16 protein-coding genes and 2 pseudogenes are annotated in these 24,071 nt (G+C 71.4%); 14 read left to right on the top strand and 4 right to left on the bottom strand.

Features of this window, described 5'->3' with window-relative positions; translation table 11 throughout:
• Nucleotides 1-116 precede the first annotated feature (116 nt).
• A complete protein-coding gene (locus E0H26_RS17460; RefSeq protein ID WP_131304803.1) occupies nucleotides 117-758 on the top strand; it encodes a hypothetical protein in 642 nt (213 codons plus the stop codon).
• Between the two features lie 1,102 nt (nucleotides 759-1,860).
• Nucleotides 1,861-2,316, top strand: a complete 456-nt coding sequence (locus E0H26_RS17445; RefSeq protein WP_131304799.1) for a hypothetical protein — start codon at nucleotides 1,861-1,863, stop codon at nucleotides 2,314-2,316.
• Between the two features lie 313 nt (nucleotides 2,317-2,629).
• Here the strand turns inward: E0H26_RS17445 and E0H26_RS17440 are convergent, their stop codons facing one another.
• Nucleotides 2,630-3,016 carry a cytidine/deoxycytidylate deaminase family protein gene (locus tag E0H26_RS17440; protein WP_131304797.1) on the bottom strand — a complete coding sequence of 129 codons (387 nt, stop codon included), beginning with the start codon at nucleotides 3,014-3,016 and terminating at the stop codon, nucleotides 2,630-2,632.
• Here E0H26_RS17440 and E0H26_RS17435 point away from each other — a divergent pair.
• Both E0H26_RS17435 and hrpA read left to right on the top strand, forming a co-directional pair.
• The gene (locus E0H26_RS17435) at nucleotides 3,009-3,317 is read left to right on the top strand and encodes a hypothetical protein (protein ID WP_131304795.1); all 309 of its coding nucleotides are present in this window, start codon (nucleotides 3,009-3,011) and stop codon (nucleotides 3,315-3,317) included. The genes E0H26_RS17440 and E0H26_RS17435 overlap by 8 nt on opposite strands.
• A gap of 458 nt (nucleotides 3,318-3,775) precedes the next feature.
• Entirely contained in the window at nucleotides 3,776-7,834 is a 4,059-nt protein-coding gene (hrpA, locus tag E0H26_RS17430) for an ATP-dependent RNA helicase HrpA (RefSeq protein WP_131304793.1), read from the top strand.
• Here the strand turns inward: hrpA and E0H26_RS17425 are convergent.
• Together E0H26_RS17425 and E0H26_RS17420 are read right to left on the bottom strand one after the other, a co-directional pair.
• Complete coding sequence (locus tag E0H26_RS17425) at nucleotides 7,801-9,144, bottom strand: NAD(P)/FAD-dependent oxidoreductase (RefSeq protein ID WP_131304791.1); 1,344 nt, start codon at nucleotides 9,142-9,144, stop codon at nucleotides 7,801-7,803. The genes hrpA and E0H26_RS17425 overlap by 34 nt on opposite strands.
• A gap of 91 nt (nucleotides 9,145-9,235) precedes the next feature.
• Nucleotides 9,236-10,168, bottom strand: a complete 933-nt coding sequence (locus E0H26_RS17420; RefSeq protein WP_131304788.1) for a LysR family transcriptional regulator — start codon at nucleotides 10,166-10,168, stop codon at nucleotides 9,236-9,238.
• Between the two features lie 77 nt (nucleotides 10,169-10,245).
• Here E0H26_RS17420 and E0H26_RS17415 point away from each other — a divergent pair, with 77 nt between their 5' ends.
• The 9 genes and pseudogenes from E0H26_RS17415 (at nucleotide 10,246) to E0H26_RS17375 (ending at nucleotide 20,117) form a co-directional block, all read left to right on the top strand.
• A complete protein-coding gene (locus E0H26_RS17415; RefSeq protein ID WP_276320400.1) occupies nucleotides 10,246-10,938 on the top strand; it encodes a succinate dehydrogenase cytochrome b subunit in 693 nt (230 codons plus the stop codon).
• Between the two features lie 2 nt (nucleotides 10,939-10,940).
• Complete coding sequence (locus tag E0H26_RS17410; RefSeq protein ID WP_131304784.1) at nucleotides 10,941-12,881, top strand: fumarate reductase/succinate dehydrogenase flavoprotein subunit; 1,941 nt, start codon at nucleotides 10,941-10,943, stop codon at nucleotides 12,879-12,881.
• Nucleotides 12,878-13,639, top strand: coding sequence for a succinate dehydrogenase/fumarate reductase iron-sulfur subunit (locus E0H26_RS17405; RefSeq protein ID WP_131304783.1), 762 nt, complete (start codon nucleotides 12,878-12,880; stop codon nucleotides 13,637-13,639). The genes E0H26_RS17410 and E0H26_RS17405 overlap by 4 nt, the downstream gene beginning before the upstream one ends.
• 523 nt (nucleotides 13,640-14,162) lie before the next feature.
• Nucleotides 14,163-14,345, top strand: a pseudogene (locus tag E0H26_RS17400) (glutathione-dependent formaldehyde dehydrogenase); the annotation flags it as partial.
• A gap of 53 nt (nucleotides 14,346-14,398) precedes the next feature.
• Entirely contained in the window at nucleotides 14,399-15,316 is a 918-nt protein-coding gene (locus tag E0H26_RS17395) for a serine hydrolase (protein ID WP_165521904.1), read from the top strand.
• 31 nt (nucleotides 15,317-15,347) lie between these two features.
• Complete coding sequence (locus E0H26_RS17390) at nucleotides 15,348-16,499, top strand: MBL fold metallo-hydrolase (protein ID WP_131304781.1); 1,152 nt, start codon at nucleotides 15,348-15,350, stop codon at nucleotides 16,497-16,499.
• 372 nt (nucleotides 16,500-16,871) lie between these two features.
• Nucleotides 16,872-17,978, top strand: a complete 1,107-nt coding sequence (locus E0H26_RS17385; protein WP_131304779.1) for an ATP-grasp domain-containing protein — start codon at nucleotides 16,872-16,874, stop codon at nucleotides 17,976-17,978.
• Nucleotides 17,971-19,173, top strand: coding sequence for a GNAT family N-acetyltransferase (locus E0H26_RS17380; RefSeq protein WP_131304777.1), 1,203 nt, complete (start codon nucleotides 17,971-17,973; stop codon nucleotides 19,171-19,173). Before E0H26_RS17385 ends, E0H26_RS17380 begins: the two co-directional genes overlap by 8 nt.
• Nucleotides 19,170-20,117, top strand: coding sequence for a 1-aminocyclopropane-1-carboxylate deaminase/D-cysteine desulfhydrase (locus E0H26_RS17375; RefSeq protein WP_131304775.1), 948 nt, complete (start codon nucleotides 19,170-19,172; stop codon nucleotides 20,115-20,117). Before E0H26_RS17380 ends, E0H26_RS17375 begins: the two co-directional genes overlap by 4 nt.
• A 22-nt stretch (nucleotides 20,118-20,139) precedes the next feature.
• Here E0H26_RS17375 and E0H26_RS17370 read toward each other — a convergent pair whose 3' ends face one another.
• Entirely contained in the window at nucleotides 20,140-21,651 is a 1,512-nt protein-coding gene (locus E0H26_RS17370; protein WP_131304773.1) for a deoxyguanosinetriphosphate triphosphohydrolase family protein, read from the bottom strand.
• On the opposite strand from E0H26_RS17370, the pseudogene E0H26_RS17365 reads away from it, so the two are divergent.
• Nucleotides 21,650-24,068 (top strand): annotated as a pseudogene (locus E0H26_RS17365) (Tex family protein). The gene E0H26_RS17370 and the pseudogene E0H26_RS17365 overlap by 2 nt on opposite strands.
• Nucleotides 24,069-24,071: the final 3 nt, after the last annotated feature.

Below are 24,071 nucleotides of genomic sequence, written 5' to 3'. Positions count from 1 at the left end.
ACTCTTCCAAGGGGCCATCCGGAGTGTCCGGGTGGCCCCTTATCTTCCCTGGGCGATGTCAGCACCATCGATTAGAATGTGTGTACTAATCGAGTTCCTGACCTGGGAGGATGCTCGTGACCGCGCCCACCTCCACCCCCCTCACGCCGTACGCCACCCTCCTCGGTTTCACCCGGTACGTCGACCGCACCGGGCCGACCAAGGCCAGCTTCGTCGGCGGCCTGCGCCGGCAGCGGGCCAGCCGCTCCGGCTTCAACCCACACGGCCAGTTCGTCAAGGCACTCAAGGCGGACATCGCCTTCCACACCGGCGGCACCCACCTGACCCAGGTGGTCGACGCGGTCAAGCCCCGTTGGCGCCCGCTCTACCAGGCCCTGGTGCCGGGCGCGACGGCCTGGCTGCACTCCCTGGGCGAGCCACGCTCGGTGGACCTCGCCCAGACCCGCGACGCCCTCGCCCTGCTCGGCGACCTACCCGTCAAGATCAACCCACACTTCGGCGTACGCCACGCCGACGGCCGCGCCGAGGCGGTCCGGCTGCATTTCGACGAGGCCCCGCCCAGCGAGGAGGCGGCGCTCGCCACCCTGCACCTGATGACCCGGCACATGGACGCCGTCCTGCCACACGCCGAGCCGATCCTGGTCGACGTCCGCCGAGGCGTGGCCCACCGGATGCCCGAGAGCGTCAAGTCCGACGAGATCGAACGCTGGCTCGCCGGCGAGGCCGCCGCCTTCCGCGCCATCTGGTCCGCCGCCTGACCGCCCGACCTGCCAACCCCTCCGCCCGACCTGCTGACCTGCCCGCCTGACCGACCGACCCGCCAACCGCACCGCCCGACCTGCCGACCTGCCCGCCTGACCGACCGACCCGCCAACCGCACCGCCCGACCTGCCGACCTGCCCGCCTGACCGACCGACCCGCCAACCGCACCGACCGACTGGCTAACCAGGCTGGCCGGCCCACCTGCTCGCCGGGTGACCGGGCTGACCGGCCCGCCACCGGTTGACCGGCCAACCGGTCCCTACTTGCCTGCCAACCAACTGGTCCTGCTCCCCGGCCAACCAACTGCTCCCCGCTTGCCGGCTGCCCCTGCCTGCATGCCGGCTGATGACCGGGCCTGCGCCCAACCGGTCCCCGCATGCCGGCCGACCAACCGGTCCGCTTGCCCGGTGGCTGGTGGCGGGCCCGGTGGTTGGCCGGTGGTTGGCAGGCAGCGGCTGGCGGGCTCGGTGGTTGGCAGGCCGGCGGCTGGCGGGCTCGGTGGTTGGCAGGCCGGTGGTTGGCAGGCCGGTGGTTGGCAGGCCGGTGGTTGGCAGGCCGGTGGTTGGCAGGCCGGGCGGATGGCGGGCTGGCCGCCGCCAGGTTGGGGTTATCCACAGGGGCAGCGCGACGACGCTCCACTCGTCCAGGGTGTGGGCCATGGCGCTTGCTCCCCGACTTCCCGCACAGTTGCGCGGACGCATCTTCCGTGGCTCCGATGCGGTGGCGCGGGGCCTGCTCACGCGTACCGAGTTGCGAAGCAAAGCCTGGCGTCCGATCTTTCGCGACGTCTTCGCGGACGCGCATCTGACGATCTCGCACCAGACCCGGTGCCGGGCCGCAGCCCGCTTTCTACTTCCCCCTGGCGTGGCGATCGCTGGCCGGAGCGCCGCGGCGCTGTTCGGCGCCACGATCCCCGCTGCGGGTGAGCCGATCGATGTACTCGTGCCGGCGGGCCAAAGGTTCGGGCCGATGAAAGGCTTGATCGTGCACACCGCTGCCGTCACGCAAGATGAGTTGACGCGGCGCAGCGACCTCCCGGTGACCACGCCCCTACGAACCTGTTGGGACCTCGCGCAGTGGTGTTCGGTGGAGGATGCGGTGGCGTGTGTGGATCGACTCGCCGCTGCCGGAACGGTACGACTCGACGAACTGGCCAACCTGGCCCGGTCGCGGGCCGGCGACCGGGGCTGGAAGCGGCTGCTGCGGGCGGTCGACCTGGCCGACGCCGGAGCCGAGTCGATGCCCGAATCGCGCTTGCGGGTGCGCATCGTGTTGGCCGGGATCACGCCACCGGTGACCCAGTTCGTCGTGGAGCGCCAGGGCAGGTTCATCGCACGGGTCGACCTCGCCTGGCCGCACCTGCGGGTGGCCGTCGAGTACGACGGGCTCTGGCATCACGACCCCGAGCAGTTCCATCGCGACCGGCGCCGGTTGAACCGGCTCCTCGGCGAGGACTGGATCGTGCTCCATGTCACCGCGAAGCGACTCCACCGCGACTTCGACGGCTTCCTCGCCGAACTCCGCCAGGCACTGGCCCGCCGCCCCACCCCCTAAACCCCGCACCGTCAAGCTCCACCCACACCGCTACCCCGTCAAGATCCACGCAGTTTCGGGGAAGTTGCCGCCTCCACTCCCCTGTCAGGCAGCAACTTCCCCGAAACTGCGTGGATCATGAGTTACCTGGACGATGCCCGAGGACAACGTCCACCGAAGTCGGCCGGCGCGGACCGGCGCGAGGGCTGGCGCGGGGCCAACGCGGACCGGCGCAAGGGCTGGCGCGGGACCAACGCGGACCGGCGCGGGGGCCGGCGGGCGGATGCGGCGAGGGCGGGCGGCCCGCCCGGGGGAGGCAACGGCGGGACAGGGATCAGGGGGTTTGGGGGATGCTGATGGACAGGTCGGCGATGGGTACGACCTGGGGATCGTCGGCCGGCCCGACGATCACTCGCAGCGCCGGGAAGTGATCGGCGAGCAGGCGGCGGCACGACTCGCAGGGGATGACCACGGTGCGCCCCCGGTCCCCCACCGTGACGATGGTCTCCAGTTGGCCCACGGCCTGGGTCGCGGCGGCGCCCACCGCGATCACTTCGGCGCAGGCGCCGCCGGTGTCGTGCACGACGTTCACGGCGGACACCACCCGGCCGTCGGCGGTCCGGGCCGCCGAGGCGAGCGTGTGGGCGGCGCTGCGGCAGCGCAGCTTGGCCACCGCGCTGGCGGCCTGCACCAGCGCCCGGTCGGTGTCGCGCATGGCCATCGGCGCCCTTCTGTTCGCTCGTCGCTCGGCGGTCAACGATAGACCGCCGCCCGGCCCTGCGGACACCATCAAACCTCCCTTTGCTCTGCTTCAATCGACGCACTGGTTATGGGTCGAAAACGTTGCGTGGATTGAAGCAGAGCAAAGGAAGGCGTTGGAGATGTCGGTGCCGGCCGACAGGCCGGCGTGGACCAGCGATCAGGTCGATGTCGGCCACCGGCTGCAGGATGGGCCGGGCGCCGTGGGCGCCGCCGGGTCCACACAGCGGCGGCCGGTTCCGCAGCAGAACGCGCCTCACTGATAGCAGGGCCGAGCCCTGAGTAGAGGTCAAGCCCGAGCGTTGGCCGAGCCCGAACAGAGAGCGGGCCCGAGCAAGGTCGAGCCGAACAGCGGCCGAGTCCGAGCAAAGCCCGAGCAGGGTCGAGTCCGAGCAAAGGCCGAGCAGGGGTCGGGCCTGCGCCCGGGCCACGCGAAGGCCGAGCAGGGGTCGGGCCTACGCTCGGGCCACGCGAAGGCCGAGCAGGGGTCGGGCCTGCGCCCGGGCCACGCGAAGGCCGAGCAGGGGTCGGGCCTGCGTCCGGGCCACGCGAAGGCCGAGCAGGGGTCGGGCCTGCGTCCGGGCCACAGCGGGTGGGGCCCCGGAGGCGCAGGCGGGGGCCCACAGCGGGTGGGGGTTGGGGGGCGCAGGTCGGGCTACGGCGGGGTGGGGAGGTAACCAGGAGGCGGGTTGGCGGCGGGCTGCCTATCCTTGGGCACGCCATGCAGAATCCAGCCTCACCCGCCGCGGCCGACCCGATCCGTGCGTTGCAGCGTCGGCTCGCCCCGTTGATGTTCCGCGACCAGCGCCAACTGCGGCGACGGCTGGACGGGCTGCGCAAGCTGCGCGACCCGCAGCGGCGGGAGCCGGCGCTGGCCGAGATCGCGGCCGAGGTGGCCGCGGCGGAGGCCCGGCTGGAGCGGCGCCGGGCCGCGCTGCCGAAGATCACGTATCCGGCGCAGTTGCCGGTCAGCGAGCGCGCCGCCGACATCGCCGCGGCCATCCGTGACCACCAGGTGGTGATCGTGGCCGGCGAGACCGGCTCGGGCAAGACCACCCAGTTGCCGAAGATCTGCCTGGAGTTGGGGCGCGGGATCAGCGGGCTGATCGGGCACACCCAGCCCCGCCGGTTGGCCGCCCGTACGGTCGCCGACCGGATCGCCGAGGAGTTGGGCACCGAGCTGGGCGACGTGGTCGGCTACAAGGTGCGCTTCACCGACCAGGTCGGCGAGCAGAGCCTGGTCAAGCTGATGACCGACGGTATCCTGCTGGCCGAGTTGCAGACCGACCGGATGCTGCGCCAGTACGACACGCTGATCATCGACGAGGCGCACGAGCGCAGCCTCAACATCGACTTTATTCTCGGCTACCTCAGGCAGCTGCTCCCCCGCCGACCCGACCTCAAGGTGATCATCACCTCGGCGACGATCGAGACCGACCGGTTCGCCCGGCACTTCGCCGGCCCACCGACCGACGAGCATCCCGAGGGCGTACCGGCGCCGGTGGTCGAGGTGTCCGGCCGGACGTACCCGGTCGAGGTGCGTTACCGGCCACTTGTCGAAGTCGTCGAGGCCGACGAGGAGGACGCGGACGAGGAGAACGTCCGTGACCAGATCCAGGCCATCGGCGACGCGGTCGAGGAGTTGGCCGCCGAAGGTCCCGGCGACGTCCTGGTCTTCCTCAGCGGCGAGCGGGAGATCCGGGACACCGCCGACGCGCTGGGCAAGCTGGTGCAGAACAAGCGCTCGCTGCTCGGCACCGAGATTCTGCCGCTGTACGCCCGGCTGAGCGTCGCCGAGCAGCACCGGGTCTTCGCCCCGCACGCCGGCCGGCGGGTGGTGCTGGCGACCAACGTCGCGGAGACGTCGCTGACCGTGCCCGGCATCAAGTACGTGGTGGACCCCGGCACGGCCCGGATCTCCCGCTACTCGCAGCGGCTGAAGGTGCAGCGGCTACCGATCGAGCCGGTCTCGCAGGCCAGCGCCAACCAGCGCAAGGGTCGCTGTGGGCGTACCTCGGACGGCATCTGCATCCGGCTCTACGACGAGCAGGACTTCCTGGCCCGCCCCGAGTTCACCGACCCGGAGATCCTGCGGACCAACCTGGCCTCGGTCATCCTCCAGATGACCGCCATCGGTTTGGGCGACATCAGCGCCTTCCCGTTCATCGACCCGCCGGACCGCCGCAACATCGCCGACGGGGTCAACCTGCTGCACGAGCTGGGTGCGCTCGACCCGAGCGAAGCCGATCCGGCTCGGCGGCTCACCCAGCTCGGTCGGCGGCTGGCCCAGCTTCCGGTCGACCCTCGGCTGGCCCGGATGGTCCTGGAGGGTGAGCGCAACGGTTGTGCCACCGAGGTGATGGTGATCGCCGCCGCGCTGTCGATTCAGGATCCGCGCGAGCGGCCGGCCGACAAACAGGCCCAGGCCGACCAGGCGCACGCGCGCTTCGCGGACGCCGAATCCGACTTCGTCGCGTTCCTCAACCTGTGGCGGTATCTGCGGGAGCAGCAGCGGGAACTCTCCTCCAGCGCGTTCCGCCGGATGTGCAAGGCCGAGTACCTCAACTACCTGCGGGTGCGCGAGTGGCAGGACATCGTCAGCCAGTTGCGCCAGGTGTCGCGTACCGCCGATCAGGATGGCCGGGGGCGCGGCCGGCGGGCCGGCGCGGAGGTCGACCCCGGCGGAGGCGGGCGGCGCCAGGGCGGCGCGGACCTGCCGGAGGAGATCGACACGCCGAAGGTGCACCAGTCGCTGCTGCCCGGCCTGCTGTCGCACATCGGCCTCAAGGACGCCCAGAAACACGAGTACCTGGGTGCCCGGGGCGCGAAGTTCGGCCTGTTCCCCGGGTCGGCGCTGTTCCGTAAGCCGCCGCGCTGGGTGATGGCCGCCGAACTGGTGGAGACCTCCCGGCTCTGGGGGCGGGTGAACGGCCGGATCGAACCGGAGTGGGTCGAACCGCTGGCCCAGCACCTGGTCAAACGCAGCTACAGCGAGCCGCACTGGGAGAAGAAGCAGGCGGCGGTGATGGCGTACGAGCGGGTCACCCTGTACGGCGTACCGCTGGTCACCTCCCGCAAGGTGAACTTCGGCCGGGTCGACCCGGTGTTGAGCCGGGAACTGTTCATCCGGCACGCGCTGGTCGAGGGTGACTGGTCGACCCACCACCAGTTCTGGCGCGACAACCAGCGGCTGCTCACCGAGGTGGAGGAGTGGGAGAACCGGGCCCGGCGGCGGGACATCCTGGTCGACGACGAGACCATTTTCCAGTTCTACGACGCGCGGATCCCGGCCGAGGTGGTCTCCGGACGGCACTTCGACACCTGGTGGAAGGGGACCCGGCGGGAGCGCCCGGAGTTGCTCAGCTTCACCCGTGAGCTGCTGGTCAACGCGGGGCGGGGTGGGTTGGACGAGGCCGACTACCCGGACGAGTGGCGCACCGAAGGGGTCAGCCTGCCGCTGACGTACACCTTCGAGCCGGGTACGGCGACCGACGGGGTGACCGTGGACATCCCGTTGCCGCTGCTGAACCAGGTGCCGGCGGAGAGCTTCGACTGGCAGGTGCCGGGCCTGCGTGAGGAACTCGTCATCGCGTTGATCCGCTCGCTGCCGAAGCCGGTGCGGCGCAACTTCGTACCGGTGCCGGACTACGCCCGCGCGGCGCTGGCCGCGATCACTGCCGGCGAGGAGCCGCTGCTGGACGCGCTGACCCGGCAGTTGCGCCGGATGACCGGGGTGACCGTGCCCCGGGAGGCCTGGGATCTGGGCAGGTTGCCGGCGCACCTGCGGGTGACCTTCCGGGTGCTCGGCGAGGACGACAAGCCGGTCGCCGAGGGCAAGGACCTGCCGGCCCTGCAACGCCAACTCAAGGCCGAGGTACGTCAGGTGGTCGCCGCCGCCGCGCCGGACGTGGCCCGGACCGGTCTGACGGCGTGGGAGATCGGCACCCTGCCGCGCACCATCGAGCAGGTGCGGGCCGGGTACGCGGTGACCGCGTACCCGGCGCTGGTGGACGAGGGCGCCACGGTCGGGGTGCGGGTCTTCGACTCGGCGGGCGAACAGGAGGCCGCGCACTGGGCGGGCACCCGGCGGCTGCTGCGGCTGACCGTGCCGTCGCCGGCGAAGTTCCTTCAGGGGCGGCTGACCAACGAGGCGAAGTTGGCGCTGTCGCGCAACCCGCACGGCGGGGTGCAGGCACTGATCGAGGACGCCGCCGGGGCGGCGATCGACAAGCTGGTCGCCGAGGCGGGTGGGCCGGCCTGGGACGCCGAGGGTTTCGCCGCGCTGCGGGACAAGGTCCGCGCCGCCCTGGTGGACACCGTGGTGGAGGTGATGGATCGGGTCCGGGCGGTGCTCGCCGCCACGTACGCGGTGCAGCAACGACTCGGTGCGACGAAGAACCTGGCCGTGGTGGCCGCCCTGGCCGACATCCGCTCCCAGCTCAACGGGCTGGTGCACGCCGGCTTCATCACCGAGACCGGCTACGCCCGCCTGCCGGATCTGCTGCGCTACCTGACCGCGATCGAGCGGCGGCTGGACCGGCTGCCCACCAATCCCCCTCGGGACAAACAGCAGCAGGACCGGATCGCGGTGGTCCAGCGGGAGTACGACGAGATGCTCGCCGCGCTCCCCCCGGCGCGACGCGGTTCCGCCGCGGTCCGGCAGATCCGCTGGATGATCGAGGAGTTGCGGGTGAGCGTCTTCGCGCAGGCCCTCGGCACCCCGTATCCGGTCTCGGAGCAGCGGATCTATCGCGCGATGGACGACGCCGAGGGGCGCTGACGTCGGCGGGCGAGGACCCGGAGCATCACGTCCGGGCCGAGCAGCCGGGCCGGCGGGTCGATCAGGTTGAGCACCCGCAGGAAGGCGGCCCCGAGCAGGGCGTCGTCCGAGGCGGCGGCGTGTAGTCGGGCCAGGTAGGCGTTGATCATGCGGACCGACAGGGTGCGCCGGCCGCGTACCCCGGGGAAGCGCAGGTCGGCACCGACCGCGATGGACCAGGGCGCGTCGATCAGGCGGGCGGCGCGGGGGAAGAACCGCCGGGCCAGCCGGTCGCGGGTGCGGGCGAGGAGCCCACGCAGCAGCAGTGCCTGCACGGCGGCGACGGTGATGCCCTGCCCGTAGACCGGGTTGAGGCTGCACAGCGCGTCGGCGAACACCAGGTAGCCGTCCGGAAACCGGTTCAGCCGCTCGTAGCGGCGGCGGACGCTGGCCGGGAAGCGCATCAGCACCGGGTCGTCCAGCGGTTCGGCCTGCCGGACCAGTTCGCCGATCTGCGGTGCGGTCAGCGAGGCGGCGTACCGGACGAAGCCGTCGTCGTCCACCGGGGGTTCCTCACCCAGGATGCCCGCCATGGTGACCGCGAACCGTCCGCCTTCCTGCGGCGCCACCACCCCGTATCGGGGGCGACCGGGCATCGCGTTGGCGAGCACGCCGAGCATCCCGTCCAGTTGACCGGTCTCCCGGCGGTAGCGGCGCGTCACGTACGTGACGCCGACCTCCACCCGCTCCTGTGGTGCCGCCGGGTACCCGAGTTCGGCGAGCCACACCGGGCTGCGGGTGGCCCGCCCGCCGGCATCGACCACGAGGTCGGCGTGCAGTTCGCCGGGCTGGCCGTTCTTCGGGGCGAGCCGTACCCCGGTGACCCGGCCGTGGTCCGGGGTGGCGATCAGCCCGGTGACCTCGCACTCCGGCAGCAGGCGCACTCCGGGCAGGGCGTTCACCCGGTCCCGTACCGCCTGTTCGAGCAGGGGACGGCTCATGCCGAAGGCGGTGAGGTCCGAACGCGCGGGACGCATCCGGTGGCCGTCGTTGTACCAGTGCACCTGGCCGTGCAGATCCACCGGGGTGGCGCCGTTGCGGTACAGGTCCGCGCCGAGCCCCGGGAACAGTTCCTCCAGGACCTGTCTGCCCCGGGCGAGCAGGACGTGCACCTGGCGGCCCTGCGGGACCCCGCGACGGGGCACCGACTCGGCCGGCAGGCTGTCCCGATCCAGGACGGTGACCTGGGCGAAGGTTTCCACCAGGGCCCGGGCGGCGAGCAGACCGCCCAGGCTGGCTCCGACGACGACGGCGTGACCGGACGCTGCCATGCCGGGGAGCCTATGCGGCTGCGCGGGGTCGGAGCGTCTTCATCCGTGCTCGATTGCGCACCCGCCGGTGCGGAGCTTGCCGGCCGTTGGTTCAGGCCAGCGCCTCCACGCCGGGCGGGAGTTCGTCGGCGGCGACGGCGGTGTGGACGTAGTCGAGCAGGATGCGGCGCAGTTCGCGGCCGGCGTGGGTGGGCACCACGTCGCGGCGGCGGGCCACCCCGATGGTTCGGCGTACGCCGGGCGGGGCGAGCCGGGTGACCCGGATGCCGGGTCGGCGGGCCACCACGATGCCGGGTACCAGGGCGACGCCCAGCCCGGCCTCGACGAAGCTGAGCACGGCGTCCATCTCGCCACCGTCGACCGACAGGGTGGGTTCGAAGCCGGCGGCCCGGCACGCCTGAAGCGTGGCGTCACGCAGGTCGTAGCCCTCGCGGAACATCACCAGGGGCTGGTCGCGCAGGTCGGTGATGCGCAGGTCGCCGCTGGCGGAGGCGGTCGGCAGCGGGTCGACCGAGGCGACGACCAGGCTCTCGGTGAGGATCGGGTCGGCGCGCAGCCCGGGGTCGGTGCCCTGGGCCGGCATGATGATCAGCGCCAGGTCCAGGTCGCCCCGGAGCAGGTCACGGACCAGGTCCTGGGACCCGCCCTCCTCCACCCGCAGGTCGACGGTGGGATGGGCGTCGCGGAAGCGGCGCAGCACCGGCGGCGCGAGCGAGGTGGCCAGGCTCGGCGTGGCGCCGAGGCGGACCCGGCCGCGCCGCAGGCCGACGAGTTCCTGTACCTCGCGGGTGGCGGTCTCCACGTCGGCGAGGATCCGCTTGGCCAGGGGCAGCAGCACCTCGCCGGCGGTGGTGAGGGTGATGTTGCCCCTTACCCGCTCGAACAGCGGGGCGCCCAGCGTGTCCTCCAGCGCGTGAATTTGCTTACTCAACGAGGGCTGGGTTATGCCGACGACATCGGCCGCCTGGGTGAAATGTCGTACTTCGGCCACCGCAACGAAGTACTTCAGCTGATGGAGCTGCATCTACATAGCTTATGGCTATCAAGACTGCGGTGTCGATGCATTGGACGACTGATCAAAGTACTCCTAGCGTCGGTCGCGTGGTAGTCACGACAAGAACGCGGTCGCCCATCCGATCCAATGTCGGCCTCAAGGCCGTCATGGCGGTGACGGGCATCTTCCTGGTGCTGTTCCTCATCGCGCACATGCTGGGCAACCTGAAGGTCTTCGCGGGCGACGCGTCGTTCAACCACTACGCGCACTGGCTGCGCGAGATCGGCGCCCCGATCCTGCCGAACGTCTGGTTCCTGTGGATCATGCGGGTCGGGCTCCTGGTCGCGGTGCTCGGGCACATCTGGGCCGCCACGGTGCTCGCGCTGCGGGCCCGCGCCGCCCGCCCGGTGCGTTACGCCCACCGCAAGAAGGTCCGGGGCAGCTACGCCGCCCGCACCATGCGCTGGGGCGGCGTGATCATCCTGCTCTTCGTGATCTACCACATCCTGGACCTGACCACCGGCACACTGAACCCGGTCGGCGACCCGTCCCGGCCGTACGCCAACGTCGTCGCCGACTTCGCGCCGGCCCGGTGGTACGTCACGCTCTTCTACACCCTGGCGATCGTGGCGCTCGGCTTCCACCTGCGCCACGGCGTGTTCAGCGCACTGCGCAGCCTGGGACAGCAGACCCCGCGCGGCGAGCAGCGGGCCCGGGCGGTGGCACTGGTCTTCGCCGTCGCGCTCTGCGCCGGCTACCTCCTGGTCCCGTTCGCCGTACTCACCGGATTGGTGTCCTGACCATGGATGATCTCTTCATCGAGGGCGACCCGATCGCCGACACCCGGGCTCCCGACGGCCCGATCGAGAGCCGCTGGGACCGCCGCCGCTTCGAGGCCAAGCTGGTCAACCCGGCCAACCGTCGCAAGATGACGGTGATCGTGGTCGGCACCGGCCTGGCCGGCGGTGCCGCCGCCGCCACGCTGGGCGAGCAGGGCTACCAGGTCAAGTCCTACTGCTACCAGGACAGCCCGCGCCGGGCCCACTCGATCGCCGCACAGGGCGGCATCAACGCCGCCAAGAACTACCGCAACGACGGCGACTCGGTGCACCGGCTCTTCTACGACACGGTCAAGGGCGGCGACTTCCGCTCCCGCGAGTCGAACGTGCACCGGCTGGCCGAGGTGTCGGCCAACATCATCGACCAGTGCGTCGCGCAGGGCGTGCCGTTCGCCCGCGAGTACGGCGGCCTGCTCGACACCCGCTCCTTCGGCGGCGCCCAGGTGCAGCGCACCTTCTACGCCCGGGGCCAGACGGGGCAGCAGTTGCTGCTCGGCGCGTACCAGGCGTTGGAGCGGCAGATCGGCCTGGGCAACGTGGAGATGAACGCCCGGCACGAGATGCTGGAGCTGATCGTCGTCGACGGCAAGGCCCGGGGCATCGTGGTCCGTGACCTGGTCACCGGCGAGATCACCTCCGAGTTCGCCGACGCGGTGGTGCTCGCCTCCGGCGGGTACGGCAACGTCTTCTACCTCTCCACCAACGCCAAGGGCTGCAACGTCACCGCCACCTGGCGGGCACACCGCAAGGGCGCGTACTTCGCCAACCCCTGCTACACCCAGATCCACCCGACCTGCATCCCGGTCTCCGGCGACCACCAGTCGAAGCTGACCCTGATGAGCGAGTCGCTGCGCAACGACGGCCGGGTGTGGGTGCCCAAGACCAAGGGCGACGACCGCAACCCCCGGGACATCCCCGAGGACGAGCGGGACTACTACCTGGAGCGGATCTACCCCTCGTTCGGCAACCTGGTGCCCCGGGACATCGCCTCGCGGGCCGCGAAGAACGTCTGTGACGAGGGTCGTGGCGTGGGCCCGACCAAGCTCGGGGTCTACCTCGACTTCGCCGACGCCATCAACCGGCTCGGCCGCAAGGCGATCGAGGCCAAGTACGGCAACCTGTTCGAGATGTACGAGCGGATCACCGGCGAGGACCCGTACGAGGTCCCGATGCGGATCTATCCGGCCGTGCACTACACGATGGGTGGCCTCTGGGTCGACTACGACCTCCAGTCGACCATCCCCGGCCTCTTCGTGATCGGCGAGGCGAACTTCTCCGACCACGGCGCGAACCGGCTCGGCGCCTCGGCGCTGATGCAGGGGCTGGCCGACGGCTACTTCGTGCTGCCCAACACCGTCGCCAACTACCTGGCCGCCGGGCCGTTCGAGAAGATCGACGCCAGCCACCCGGCGGCCGTCGAGGCGCGCCGCGACGTCGAGGACCGCCTCCAGCGGCTGCTCGCCGTCAACGGCGACCGGACGGTGGACTCGTTCCACCGCGAGCTGGGCCAGATCATGTGGGAACACTGCGGCATGGAGCGTTCCGAGGCCGGGCTGCGCAAGGCGATCGACGAGATCCGCGCGCTGCGCGAGCAGTTCTGGCAGCGGGTCCGGATCATCGGTGACGCCGACGGGCTCAACCAGTCCCTGGAGAAGGCCGGCCGGGTGGCCGACTTCTTCGAGCTGGCCGAGCTGATGTGCATCGACGCCCTGCACCGGGAGGAGTCCTGTGGCGGCCACTTCCGGGCCGAGCACCAGACCCCCGACGGCGAGGCGCAGCGCGACGACGACAACTTCGCCTACGTCGCCGCCTGGGAGTTCACGGCCACCGGCGAGCCGTCGGTGCTGCACAAGGAAGACCTCGAGTTCGAATACGTCCACCCCACGCAGCGGAGCTACAAGTGAACCTGACCCTGCGCATCTGGCGCCAGTCCGGCCCCCAGGACAAGGGTCGGATGGTGACCTACCAGGTCGACGACGTCTCCCCGGACATGTCGTTCCTGGAGATGCTCGACGTGCTCAACGAGCGGCTCATCCTCGCCGGCGAGGAGCCGATCGCCTTCGACCACGACTGCCGTGAGGGCATCTGCGGCATGTGCGGCCTGATGATCAACGGCGACGCGCACGGGCCGCAGCGCGGCACCACCGCCTGTCAGCTGCACATGCGGCAGTTCAAAGACGGCGACACCATCGACATCGAGCCGTGGCGGGCCCGGGCCTTCCCGGTGATCAAGGACCTGGTGGTCAACCGGGGCGCCTTCGACAAGATCATCGCTGCTGGCGGGTACATCACCGCGCCCACCGGCAGCGCACCGGAAGCGCACTCGGTCCCGGTGGCCAAGGCCAACGCCGACGCCGCGTTCGAGTCGGCCGCCTGCATCGGCTGCGGCGCCTGCGTGGCGGCCTGCCCGAACGGCTCCGGCATGCTGTTCACCGCCGCCAAGGTCACCCAGCTGGGGCTGCTCCCGCAGGGCCAGCCGGAGCGCCACACCCGGGTCATCGGCATGGTCGACGCCCACGACGAGGCGGGCTTCGGTGGCTGCACCAACGCCGGCGAGTGCACGGTGGTCTGCCCGAAGGGCATCCCGCTGACCACCATCGGCCGGCTCAACCGCGACTACCTGGCCGCCAGCTCGAAGCGGGGCGACACCCCCGGCACCTGAGCCAGCAACTACCGACCGGCCGCCGCCGCCCTGCTTCGGGCCACGGCGGCCGGTCGTGTATACCCGTGGGCCATGGGCACCCCGACACCGGCTGCGGGCAGGTTCCCTTCGAGCGCTGTCGAGCTGAACCGGCTGGGCTATCGGCGTCGACACGGCCGGATTCCAGCCGCATCGGGGCTGAACCGTTCGCGCCAGCAGCTCGACAGGGCCGGCACCCGCAACCGGCCGCCGCCCGAGGCAGGGCGGCACCCGCAACCCGACACCGCCCGAAGCAGACCCGCACCCGCACCCAGACGCCGTCCGAGCCGAAACCGCAACCCGGCACCGCCCGAAACAGGCCCGCACCCGCAACCCGACACCGCCCGTAGCAGGCCCGCACCCGCAACCGGACGCCGCCGGAGGTGGGCAGCCAGCCCTGCCGTCACAGTTTTCCCGGCATCGACGCCGGCCGGGCCCGGGCCGGTTGAAGAGCGCCGGCCGGGGTAGCAGTCCGGCTACGAGCGGAATCCAGGAGGGCACCGGCATGCGGGCGTTGACGTGGCAGGGCAAGCGGGACGTACGGGTCGAGGAGGTGCCCGACCCGAAGATCGAGGCGCCGACCGACGCGATCGTACGGATCACCTCCACCGCCATCTGCGGCTCTGACCTGCACCTCTACGAGGTTCTCGGGCCGTACCTCAAGCCCGGCGGCGTGCTGGGACACGAGCGCAAGGAGGACGGCTGCGTCACGGTCGTGCTCACCCCGTGAACACATCGGCGATGACACATCTGCCGATCATCGCCGCCCGGATCCGGGCCGCGTACCGCCGGGCGAGGACCCGGGCCGGCGGGAACTGGCAGGCGTACGTCAGCCTCGCCGGCCCGGCCGGCGATGACCCGCTGGTCGCGGTGAGCGAGTCGGCGGACCGCCGGATCGAGGCGTACAGCGTCAACAAGATCGCCGTGGCGGTCGCCGTGCTGGACAAGGTCGACCGGGGCCTGCTCACCCTCGACCAGCAGGTCGAGGTGACCGCCGCGATCGTGGTGCCCGGCGGCGACGGCATGTTCAGCCTGGACGGCGCCTATCCCAGCCAGGTCACCCTGGGGCACGCGCTGGCGAACCTGCTGACCGTCTCCGACGACACCGCGGTACGGCTGTGCGGGCTGGTCTGCCCGGCCGCCGAACTCAACCAGATCATCCTGGCCAAGGGCTTCCCCCACACGCAGGTGCAACCGGTGGCCGACCCGAACCGGTTCTACCTCGGCACCAGCACGCCCCGGGAAACGCACGACCTGCTCCGGGCGCTCGTCGGCGGCGCCCTGCTCACCCCGGCCTCGACCGATTTCGTGCTGCGGCTGCTGCGCTCGCCGGTGGCGTTCAACGACGGTGTCCGGCGGGAGATGTCCTCGGCCGAGCGGGCCCGGATCGCCACCAAGGCCGGTTGGTTCGCCGACGCCCGGCACGAGGCCGGGGTGATCTTCGACACCGCCGGCACTCCGGTGCTGACGTACGCGCTCTTCGCCGACGGCCAGCCGGGCGCGGACGACTACGGTGCCACCCACCCCGCCGTGCAGGCCCGGGCCCGGTTGGGGCGGCACTTGCTGAAGGCCACCGACGGGTCGGTGGCAGCGGAATCGCGCACCGGGTTGCCCCGCGCCGTCCCGGCAACGGCGGCTGAAGCTGGCGGCGGCGGCTAACGTGGACGCCGGGAGCAGCGGAGGGGGATCCATGCGGGCGCCGAAGGAGCCGACCGGACAGCGGACCGGCCGACGGATCAGTGGCTCGATGGCGGGCCTGGCAGCGTTGGCCGGGCTGGCCGGTCTGGCCTGGGCGGCCCGGGGCGTGCCGGCCGCCCTCGGCGGCCGGCTGGCCGGTGCGCGGGCCGACCGGGCCGCCCGGTCGCCGCAGTACCGCGACGGCACGTTCCACAACCGGGCGGACACCCGGACGATGGCTCCCGCCCCGGACCGCAACCTGATCCGCGAGCTGATCTTCGGTAAGCAGCAACGCCGGCCGAGCGCCCCGGTGCCGCTGGTGCGGCCGGCCGCCGAGGCCGCGATCGACCCGACCCGCGAGCTGAACGTGGTCTGGTACGGCCACGCCTCCACCCTGATCGAGATCGAGGGCCGGCGGGTGCTGCTCGACCCGGTCTGGAGCGAGCGCTGCTCGCCGTCGTCGTCGGTCGGGCCGCGCCGGCTGCACGAACCGCCGGTACGCCTCGACGAACTGCCCCGCCTCGACGCGATCCTGATCTCCCACGATCACTACGACCACCTGGACATGGCCACGGTGCGGGAGTTGACGGCCCGGCAGTCGGCGCCGTTCCTGGTGCCGTTGGGCGTCGGCGCCCACCTCGACCGGTGGGGGGTGCCGGCGGACCGGATCGTCGAGCTGGACTGGGCCCAGACCCACCGGGTGGCCGATCTGGAGATCACCTGCACCGCCGCCCAGCACTTCTCCGGCCGCGGTCTGCACCGCAACGCCACCCTGTGGAGTTCCTGGGTGGTGGCCGGTCGGCAGCGCAACGTCTACTACACCGGGGACTCCGGCTACTTCGCCGGGTACGCCGAGATCGGTGCGGCACACGGGCCGTTCGACGTGACGCTGATCCAGATCGGCGCGTACGACCGGGCCTGGCCGAGCATCCACATGTTTCCCGAGGAGGCGGTCAACGCCCACCTCGATCTGCGCGGCGGGCTGTTCGTTCCGGTGCACTGGGCGACGTTCAACCTCGCGTTGCACGACTGGTCCGAGCCGGTGGACCGGCTCTGGGCCGAGGCCAAGGCGCGTGATGTCCGGCTTGCCGTGCCACGTCCGGGCGAGCGGGTGGTGGTCGACGATCCGCCGCCGGTCGACGGCTGGTGGCAGTCCGTCGCCTGACGATCCGCGGAGTGCTTCGGCGTACTCCAGCGGTTCCACCCGTCACTCGACGGTGATTCGGGCGTTGCACCGGTAGCGAGCACCCACCGCCGACCGGTGGTCGGCGAATTCTCATTGCCTCGGCTTTTCCTGCTCCGATGTCACGCAATTCGGTCGCGCCGTGGTCGCGGCTCGCGCATTTCTTATTCTGGCGCCGTGCAGCCGATTCGCATTCTCTTACTCGTACCGACTGATTTTCGAGGTCGATTCAGTACGCCCAGACAGGCACTGGAAAGCGAATAACTTACACCTGGCGGATTTCCACGGAATGCGCGCCACACCCCCTCTGGGCTGCTAGAAAGGTTGGTGGCGATTCGCGCCCGATAGCGGACGATGGCGCAGAAGAATCGCCGACACATCCCCCGAAACCTTGCGCAGTCTGTAGCGGAGGAAATGTTGAACATTCTTCTGACCTCGGCCGGACGCCGGAACTATCTCGTACAGTGGTTCTCCCAGGCGCTCACGAGGTCCGGCATTCGTGGCCGTATCCAGGTGGCAGACTGCGATCGCCGGGCTCCCGCGCAGATCGCGGCAGACCACTTCATCCACCTGCCTCCGCACCGTTCACCCGACTACTTCACCAACCTGGCCAGCGCCTGTGCCCGGCACGAGGTCTCCCTGCTGGTCCCGCTGCACGACTACGAAATCTCCACGCTCGCCGGCGAACCGGCGGCTGCCCTCGAAGCCGCCGGCACCCAGGTCATGGCGTTGGCGCGGGGCGTCCAGAGTGCCATCGAGGACAAGTACGCCTTCGCCGAGCTGGCCGCCGCCGCTGACGTGGCCACTCCCCCCACCCGCCTCGCCGCCGACCTGCTCGCCGCCCCCGGCGGATGGCGGGAACTCGGTGACGACCTGGTGGTCAAGCACCGGTACGGCAGTGGTTCCTCCGGACTGGCCTTCTGTGCGGCGGATGACCTGGAGGAGCAGCTGCGCTCGTGCGCGCTGACCGCGCCCGACCGCTCCGGTCGACCGCCCTCCGACGACGGTCAGCCGCGGTACGACCTGGTCGTCGTGCAGCGGCGGATCCGTGGTGTCGAGTACGGCTTCGACGTCGTCTCCGACTTCGACCGCCGCCACCTGGCCTGCCTGGCCCGCCGCAAGTTCGCCATGCGGGCCGGCGAGACCGATCGCGCGGTGACCGTGGACCCCGGCCCGATAGCCCAGGTCGGCGCCCGACTCGCCGCCGCGACCGGCGCCCGTGGCCTGATCGACGTCGACGCCATCGTGGACGAGGCCGGCGAGACCTGGGTCATCGACGTCAACCCTCGCTTCGGTGGCGGCTACCCGTTCAGCCATCTCGCCGGCGCCGACGTGCCCGCCTGCTACGTGGCCTGGCACGCCGGCAAGGAACACGACCCGAAGTGGCTGGTCGCGGCAGCTGGCGTCACCGGCGCCAAGTACGAGTCGGTGACCGCCATCACGGGGGCGGCCGGTGACTAGCAGCGTGCTCGATCGGATCGAACGAAACCGGCTGACCACGAGCGAACGTTCCCGCATCCGTCGCGTCACCACCACCAAACGGGTCGTCGACGCCGTTCTCGGCGGCGTGCTGATGCTGCTGGCCACGCCGGTGTTCCTGGTCGTCGCGGCGGCGATCCTGCTGTGCGACGGGCGTCCCGTCCTGTTCAGCCAGCCCCGCCTCGGCTACCGGGACCGGCCCTTCACGCTGCACAAGTTCCGCACCATGCGCGCATCGGCCGACGCGCGGATCGCGGGGCGCGACGACCGGCAGCGGCTCACCGCGCTCGGTCGTTTCCTGCGCACCACAAGCCTGGACGAGCTGCCGCAACTGCTCAACGTCGTACGGGGCGAGATGTCCCTGGTCGGGCCCCGCCCGCTGTTCACCCGATACCTGCCGTACTACCGGGACGACGAGCGGCTGCGGCACGCCGTCCGCCCCGGCATCACCGGGCTTGCCCAGGTCAGCGGGCGTAACCACCTGGGGTGGGACGAGCGCTTGCAGACCGACGTCGAGTACGTCGTCCGCGCCTCGCTCCGCACCGACATGCGGATTCTCTGGCGGACCGTCGTCGGCATCGTCCGGCGCCGAGACGTCGTGGTGATTCCCGGCGACCAGGGGGAGCCGCTGGACACCGAGCGCAGCTATCCGAGCCTCGGTGCGGTGACCCTGCGCCGGTTGCGGGGCAGTGATCTGGAGCAGCGGGTGCACTGGATGAACGATCCCCGGACCCGGCAGCACACCCAGATCACCCCGGTCACCCTGGCCGCGACGCAGGAGTGGTTCACCCGCGTACGCCAGGATCCGGACCGGCACGACCTGGTGGTGATCGACAAGGCCGGCGGCGGGACGCTCGGGATGGCCGGGCTCATCCCGCGCACGGCCGGCGAGGCCGAGTTCTACGTGTTCGTCGACCCGGAGCGCTACGGCCGGGGTATCGGCCGGACCGCCACCCAGTTGGTGTGCCGCTGGGCATTCGAACGACTATCGCTGGAGTCCATTCTGTTGACGGTGCACCAGGACAACGACGCCGCCTGCCGAATCTACGCCTCGCTCGGTTTTCGGGACGTGGCCCGGGCCGACGGTCGGCGAAGCATGACCCTCAGCCGCGCGGACTTCCTGGCCGCCCAGGCCGCGGGCAGCACGACCCGGCCGGCTGGGGTGGTCGTCAGATGACCGCACTGTTGATCAAGGCGCCGGTCGAGGCGCCCAGGCCGGCCGACCTACCACCGAGCCCGTTGGAACACTGGGACCTCATCGGCCGCCGGCTGGGCATGCGCCTGCTCGTCAAGCGGGACGACCTGTTGCCGTTTCCGCTGTCCGGCAACAAGGTCCGCAAGCTCGGCCGGGAGTTGGCCGCTCGCGCGGTACGCCCCGGCGATGCCGTGATCACCAATGGTGGGGTCGATTCCAATCACTGCCGTACCGCCGCTCTCATGGGTGCCCGGCTGAGCCTCGACGTGGACCTCGTCCTGCACACACGCGCGAACGCGGTGGCGAAGGAACAGCTGTCGGTACGACTCGCGAGCGCCACGGGTGCCCAGGTGCACCTCGTGGCACCCGAGGAGGTGGGTCAGCGGATCGACGAGTTGACAGCGGTGCGGGCCGCCGCCGGTCAGACGGTGCACGTCATTCCAGGTGGCTGCCACACGAAATCCGGGGTCGAGGCGTACGCCGACGCGGCGGCCGAGATGCTCGGCCAACTCGGCACGGCACCGGACGCGGTGGTGCTGGCCTCGGGTACCGGTGCGACCCAGGCCGGGCTGGTCGCGGGATTGGCCCGCGCCGGCTGCCACAGCCGGGTGATCGGGATCTCCGTGGCCCGTACCGCCGCGCGGGGCGGTGCCGCCGTCCAGGAGGCCCTGTCCTGGCTCGACGGCGACGCCGAGACCCCGATCGAGTTCCTCGACGACTTTGTCGACGGCGGGTACGCCCATGCCTCCGAGGCCACCCGGGAGACGGTGCGGCATGCCTGGCGGCTCGGGCTGCCGCTCGACCCGACCTACACCGGCAAGGCGTTCCGTGGCCTGACCGAGCTGGCCCGCACCGGCGCACTCCGGCCGAACGCCACCGTCGTCTTCTGGCACACCGGTGGACTGATGAACCACCTGGTCGAGTGAGTCGTCGCCGAGCAGCCTGCGCTCAGAGCACGAAGGCGTCGGTCCACAGCGCGCCGGAACGCCCGGAGAGGGAGTCCAGCATCGCCACCGCCTGACCGTCGGTCAGTTGGGCCACGAAATCCACGATGGCGCGGCCCCGGGCCTTGCCGATCCGGTCCGGGGTACGCGGGTGCAACTCCGCCTCGGCCAGCTCGACCAGGTCATGCAGGCGCCGGGGCAGGCGGGACTCCTCCTCCGGGTCGAGCAGCCACTCCAGCAGCGCCTCGACCAGGGTGCCGAGCAGGCGGGCCTGGCCCCGCTGGTGCAGCGCCAGGTCGGGGCGGGCCAGCACGAACCGGTGGTGGACGAACTTGAGAACCTGCACCTCGTGCCACTGCGGCGGGGCGAGCAGTACGTGCCCCGAGCGCAGGGACGGCTGTTCGACGACGGTGATCGCGTCGACGAATCGGGTGGTCCAGCGGGCGGAGAAGCGGGCCACGTACTGTTCGGCCTCGATCGAGCCGTCGAACGGCACGGCGAGCAGCCCGTCGACCAGTTCCTCCCGGACGTGCTCGACCGCCGCCGCGAAGGCGTCGTCGTCGGCGACCCAGTCGTCCTTGCGGTGCAGGTGGCGGCGCAGCCGCTCGATCGCCGCGCCGGGCCGGCGGGCCGAGGTGGTCAACGCCGCGTCGGTGATGGCCCGCAGGTGGCCGCCCTCGCGCTGCCAGGCCATCAGCTCGGCGGCCACCGCACCCTGCTGGAGCACCCCGACCCGGTAGAAGTCCTCCACGTCGTGGATGGCGTACGCGATGTCGTCGGCGGTGTCCATCACCGACGCCTCGACGGTCTGCTGCCAGTCGGCGATCCGCCCGGCGAACGGCGCCCGGGCCTGCCGCAGGTCGTCCAGCTCGGTGCGGTACGCCCCGAACTTCGCCGAGCCGCTGTCCGGGTCGTCCGGCGGCGGGCTCGCCCCGCGCGGCGGCGGATCCATCAGACGCGGATGCGGGTCGGGATGGTCCAGCCGGGTCCACGGATACTTCAGCATCGCCGCGCGCACCGCCGCGGTCAGGTCCAGTCCGGTCGTCGCCGCGCCACGGATCTCGGTGGAGGTGACGATCCGGTACGACTGGGCGTTGCCCTCGAACCCGTCGGCCAGGCCGAGTCGGTGCCGGGCCAGCCGGTCCAGCACCCGCTCCCCCAGGTGTCCGAAGGGCGGGTGGCCGAGGTCGTGGGCGAGCGCGGCGGCCTCCACCACGTCCGGGTCGCAGCCACCCAGCTTCTCCACCAGGTCGCGCTGCCAGTCGTCGGCGACGAGCCGCTCGGCGATCGCCCGGGCCACCTGGGCGACCTTGAGGCTGTGGGTGAGCCGGTTGTGCACCAGCAGCCCGGAGCCGCCCGGGCTCACCACCTGGGTGACTCCGCCCAGCCGGGCGAAGAACGGCGAGCCGACGATGCGGTCCCGGTCGGCCCGGAACGGGCTGGTCGCGAGGTCGCCGAGGGCCCGCGCGCTGCCGCCGAACAGCCGCCGCGCCCGAGGCTCCACAGGTGCTTCCATGATCGCCACGGTAGCCCGGCAGAATGCACGACGGAACCCACACCAGAAGGCGGAGCGACATCGTGACCCTCTCTGTTCATCAGCGCATCGCCGGGGAGCTCGGCGTCGCCGAGCACCAGGTACGCGCGGCCGTTGAGCTGCTCGACGGCGGCGCCACCGTGCCGTTCATCGCGCGGTACCGCAAGGAGGCCACCGGGCTGCTCGACGACACCCAGCTGCGCACCCTGGAGGAGCGGCTGCGCTATCTGCGTGAGTTGGACGAGCGGCGGGCGGCGGTACTGGAGTCGATCCGCCAGCAGGGCAAGCTCGACGAAGCCCTGGAAGCGCAGATCATGGCGGCCGACTCGAAGTCCCGGCTGGAGGACATCTACCTGCCGTACAAGCCCAAGCGGCGGACCCGGGCGCAGATCGCCCGCGAGGCCGGGCTGGAGCCCCTCGCGGACACGCTGCTCGGCGACCCGACGCAGGACCCGAAGGCGGTGGCCGCCGGCTACGTCGACGCGGACAAGGGGGTGGCCGACGCCGCCGCCGCGCTGGACGGGGCGCGGGCCATCCTGATCGAACGGTTCGCCGAGGACGCCGACCTGATCGGCACGCTGCGCGAGCAGATGTGGTCGCGGGGCCGGCTGGTGTCCCGGGTACGCGACGGGCAGGAGAGCGCCGGGGCGAAGTTCGCCGACTACTTCGACTTCGCCGAGCCGTACCCGAAGCTGCCCTCGCACCGGATCCTGGCGATGTTCCGGGGCGAGAAGGAGGGCGTGCTCGACCTGACCATGGATCCGGAAGCCGATGGCGACGGCGACGCCGTCGTCAGCGGACCGACCCGGTACGAGGCCGCGATCGCCGGTCGGTTCGGCGTCACCGACCAGGGCCGGCCCGCCGACAAGTGGCTCGCCGACACGGTGCGCTGGGCGTGGCGGACCCGGGTGCTCATCCACCTCGGCGCGGACCTGCGGATGCGGCTGTGGCAGGCGGCCGAGGAGGAGGCCGTCCGGGTCTTCGCCACCAACCTGCGTGACCTGCTGCTCGCCGCGCCGGCCGGCGCCCGGCCCACCATGGGACTCGACCCGGGCCTGCGTACCGGGGTGAAGGTGGCCGTGGTGGACGCCACCGGCAAGGTGGTCGCCACCGACACCATCTACCCGCACGAGCCGCGCCGGCAGTGGGACGCGTCCCTGCACACCCTGGCGACGCTGGCCGCGAGGCACGGGGTCGAGCTGATCGCCATCGGCAACGGCACCGCCAGTCGGGAGACCGACAAGCTGGCCGGCGACCTGATCAAGCGGCACCCCGAGCTGAAACTGACCAAGCTGGTGGTCTCCGAGGCGGGCGCCTCGGTCTACTCCGCCTCGGCGTACGCCGCACAGGAACTGCCCGGACTGGACGTGTCGCTGCGTGGTGCGGTGTCGATCGCCCGGCGGCTCCAGGACCCGCTGGCCGAACTGGTCAAGATCGACCCCCGGTCGATCGGTGTCGGCCAGTACCAGCACGACCTCTCCGAGGTGAAGCTCTCCCGGTCGTTGGACGCGGTCGTGGAGGACTGCGTCAACGGTGTCGGCGTGGACGTCAACACCGCGTCGGCTCCCCTGCTCACCCGGGTCTCCGGCATCGGCGCCGGTCTGGCCGAGAACATCGTGCTGCACCGGGACGCCAACGGGCCCTTCCGCACTCGCGCCGAGTTGAAGAAGGTGTCCCGGCTGGGCCCGAAGGCGTTCGAGCAGTGTGCCGGCTTCCTGCGCATCCCCGGCGGCGATGACCCGCTGGACTCCTCCAGCGTGCACCCGGAGGCGTACCCGGTGGTGCGTCGGATCCTCACCTCGACCGGCCAGGACCTGCGCTCGATCATCGGCAGGAGCGCCATCCTGCGCGGGCTGCGGGCCACCGACTTCGTCGACGACACCTTCGGTCTGCCCACGGTCACCGACATCCTCGCCGAACTGGAGAAGCCAGGCCGCGACCCACGGCCGGAGTTCAAGACGGCGACCTTCGCCGAAGGCGTCGAGAAGATCAGTGACCTGACCCCCGGCATGGTCCTGGAGGGGGTGGTCACCAACGTCGCCGCGTTCGGCGCGTTCGTGGACGTCGGGGTGCACCAGGACGGCCTGGTGCACGTGTCGGCGATGTCGCGCACCTTCGTCAAGGACCCGCACGAGGTGGTGAAGTCCGGCGACGTGGTCAAGGTCAAGGTGCTCGACGTGGACGTACCCCGCAAGCGCATCTCGTTGACCCTGCGCCTGGACGAGGACCCGGCCGACGGACGCGGGCGGGCTGGCGGTGACCGACAGGGCCGACCCAGCCAGGGACGAACGGGGCAGCCCAGCCGGGGCGGCAGCGGGGCACGCGCGGGCCGGGGCAACACGAACGCTCCCGCTGACAGCGCGATGGCCGACGCGCTACGTCGCGCCGGGCTCCTCTGAGCC

It is taken from the genome of Micromonospora zingiberis, from assembly GCF_004331455.1.
Taxonomy (GTDB): domain Bacteria; phylum Actinomycetota; class Actinomycetes; order Mycobacteriales; family Micromonosporaceae; genus Micromonospora; species Micromonospora zingiberis.
Note: the sequence above shows the minus strand (reverse complement) of the source record. Positions and strands in the feature narration are given on the sequence as shown.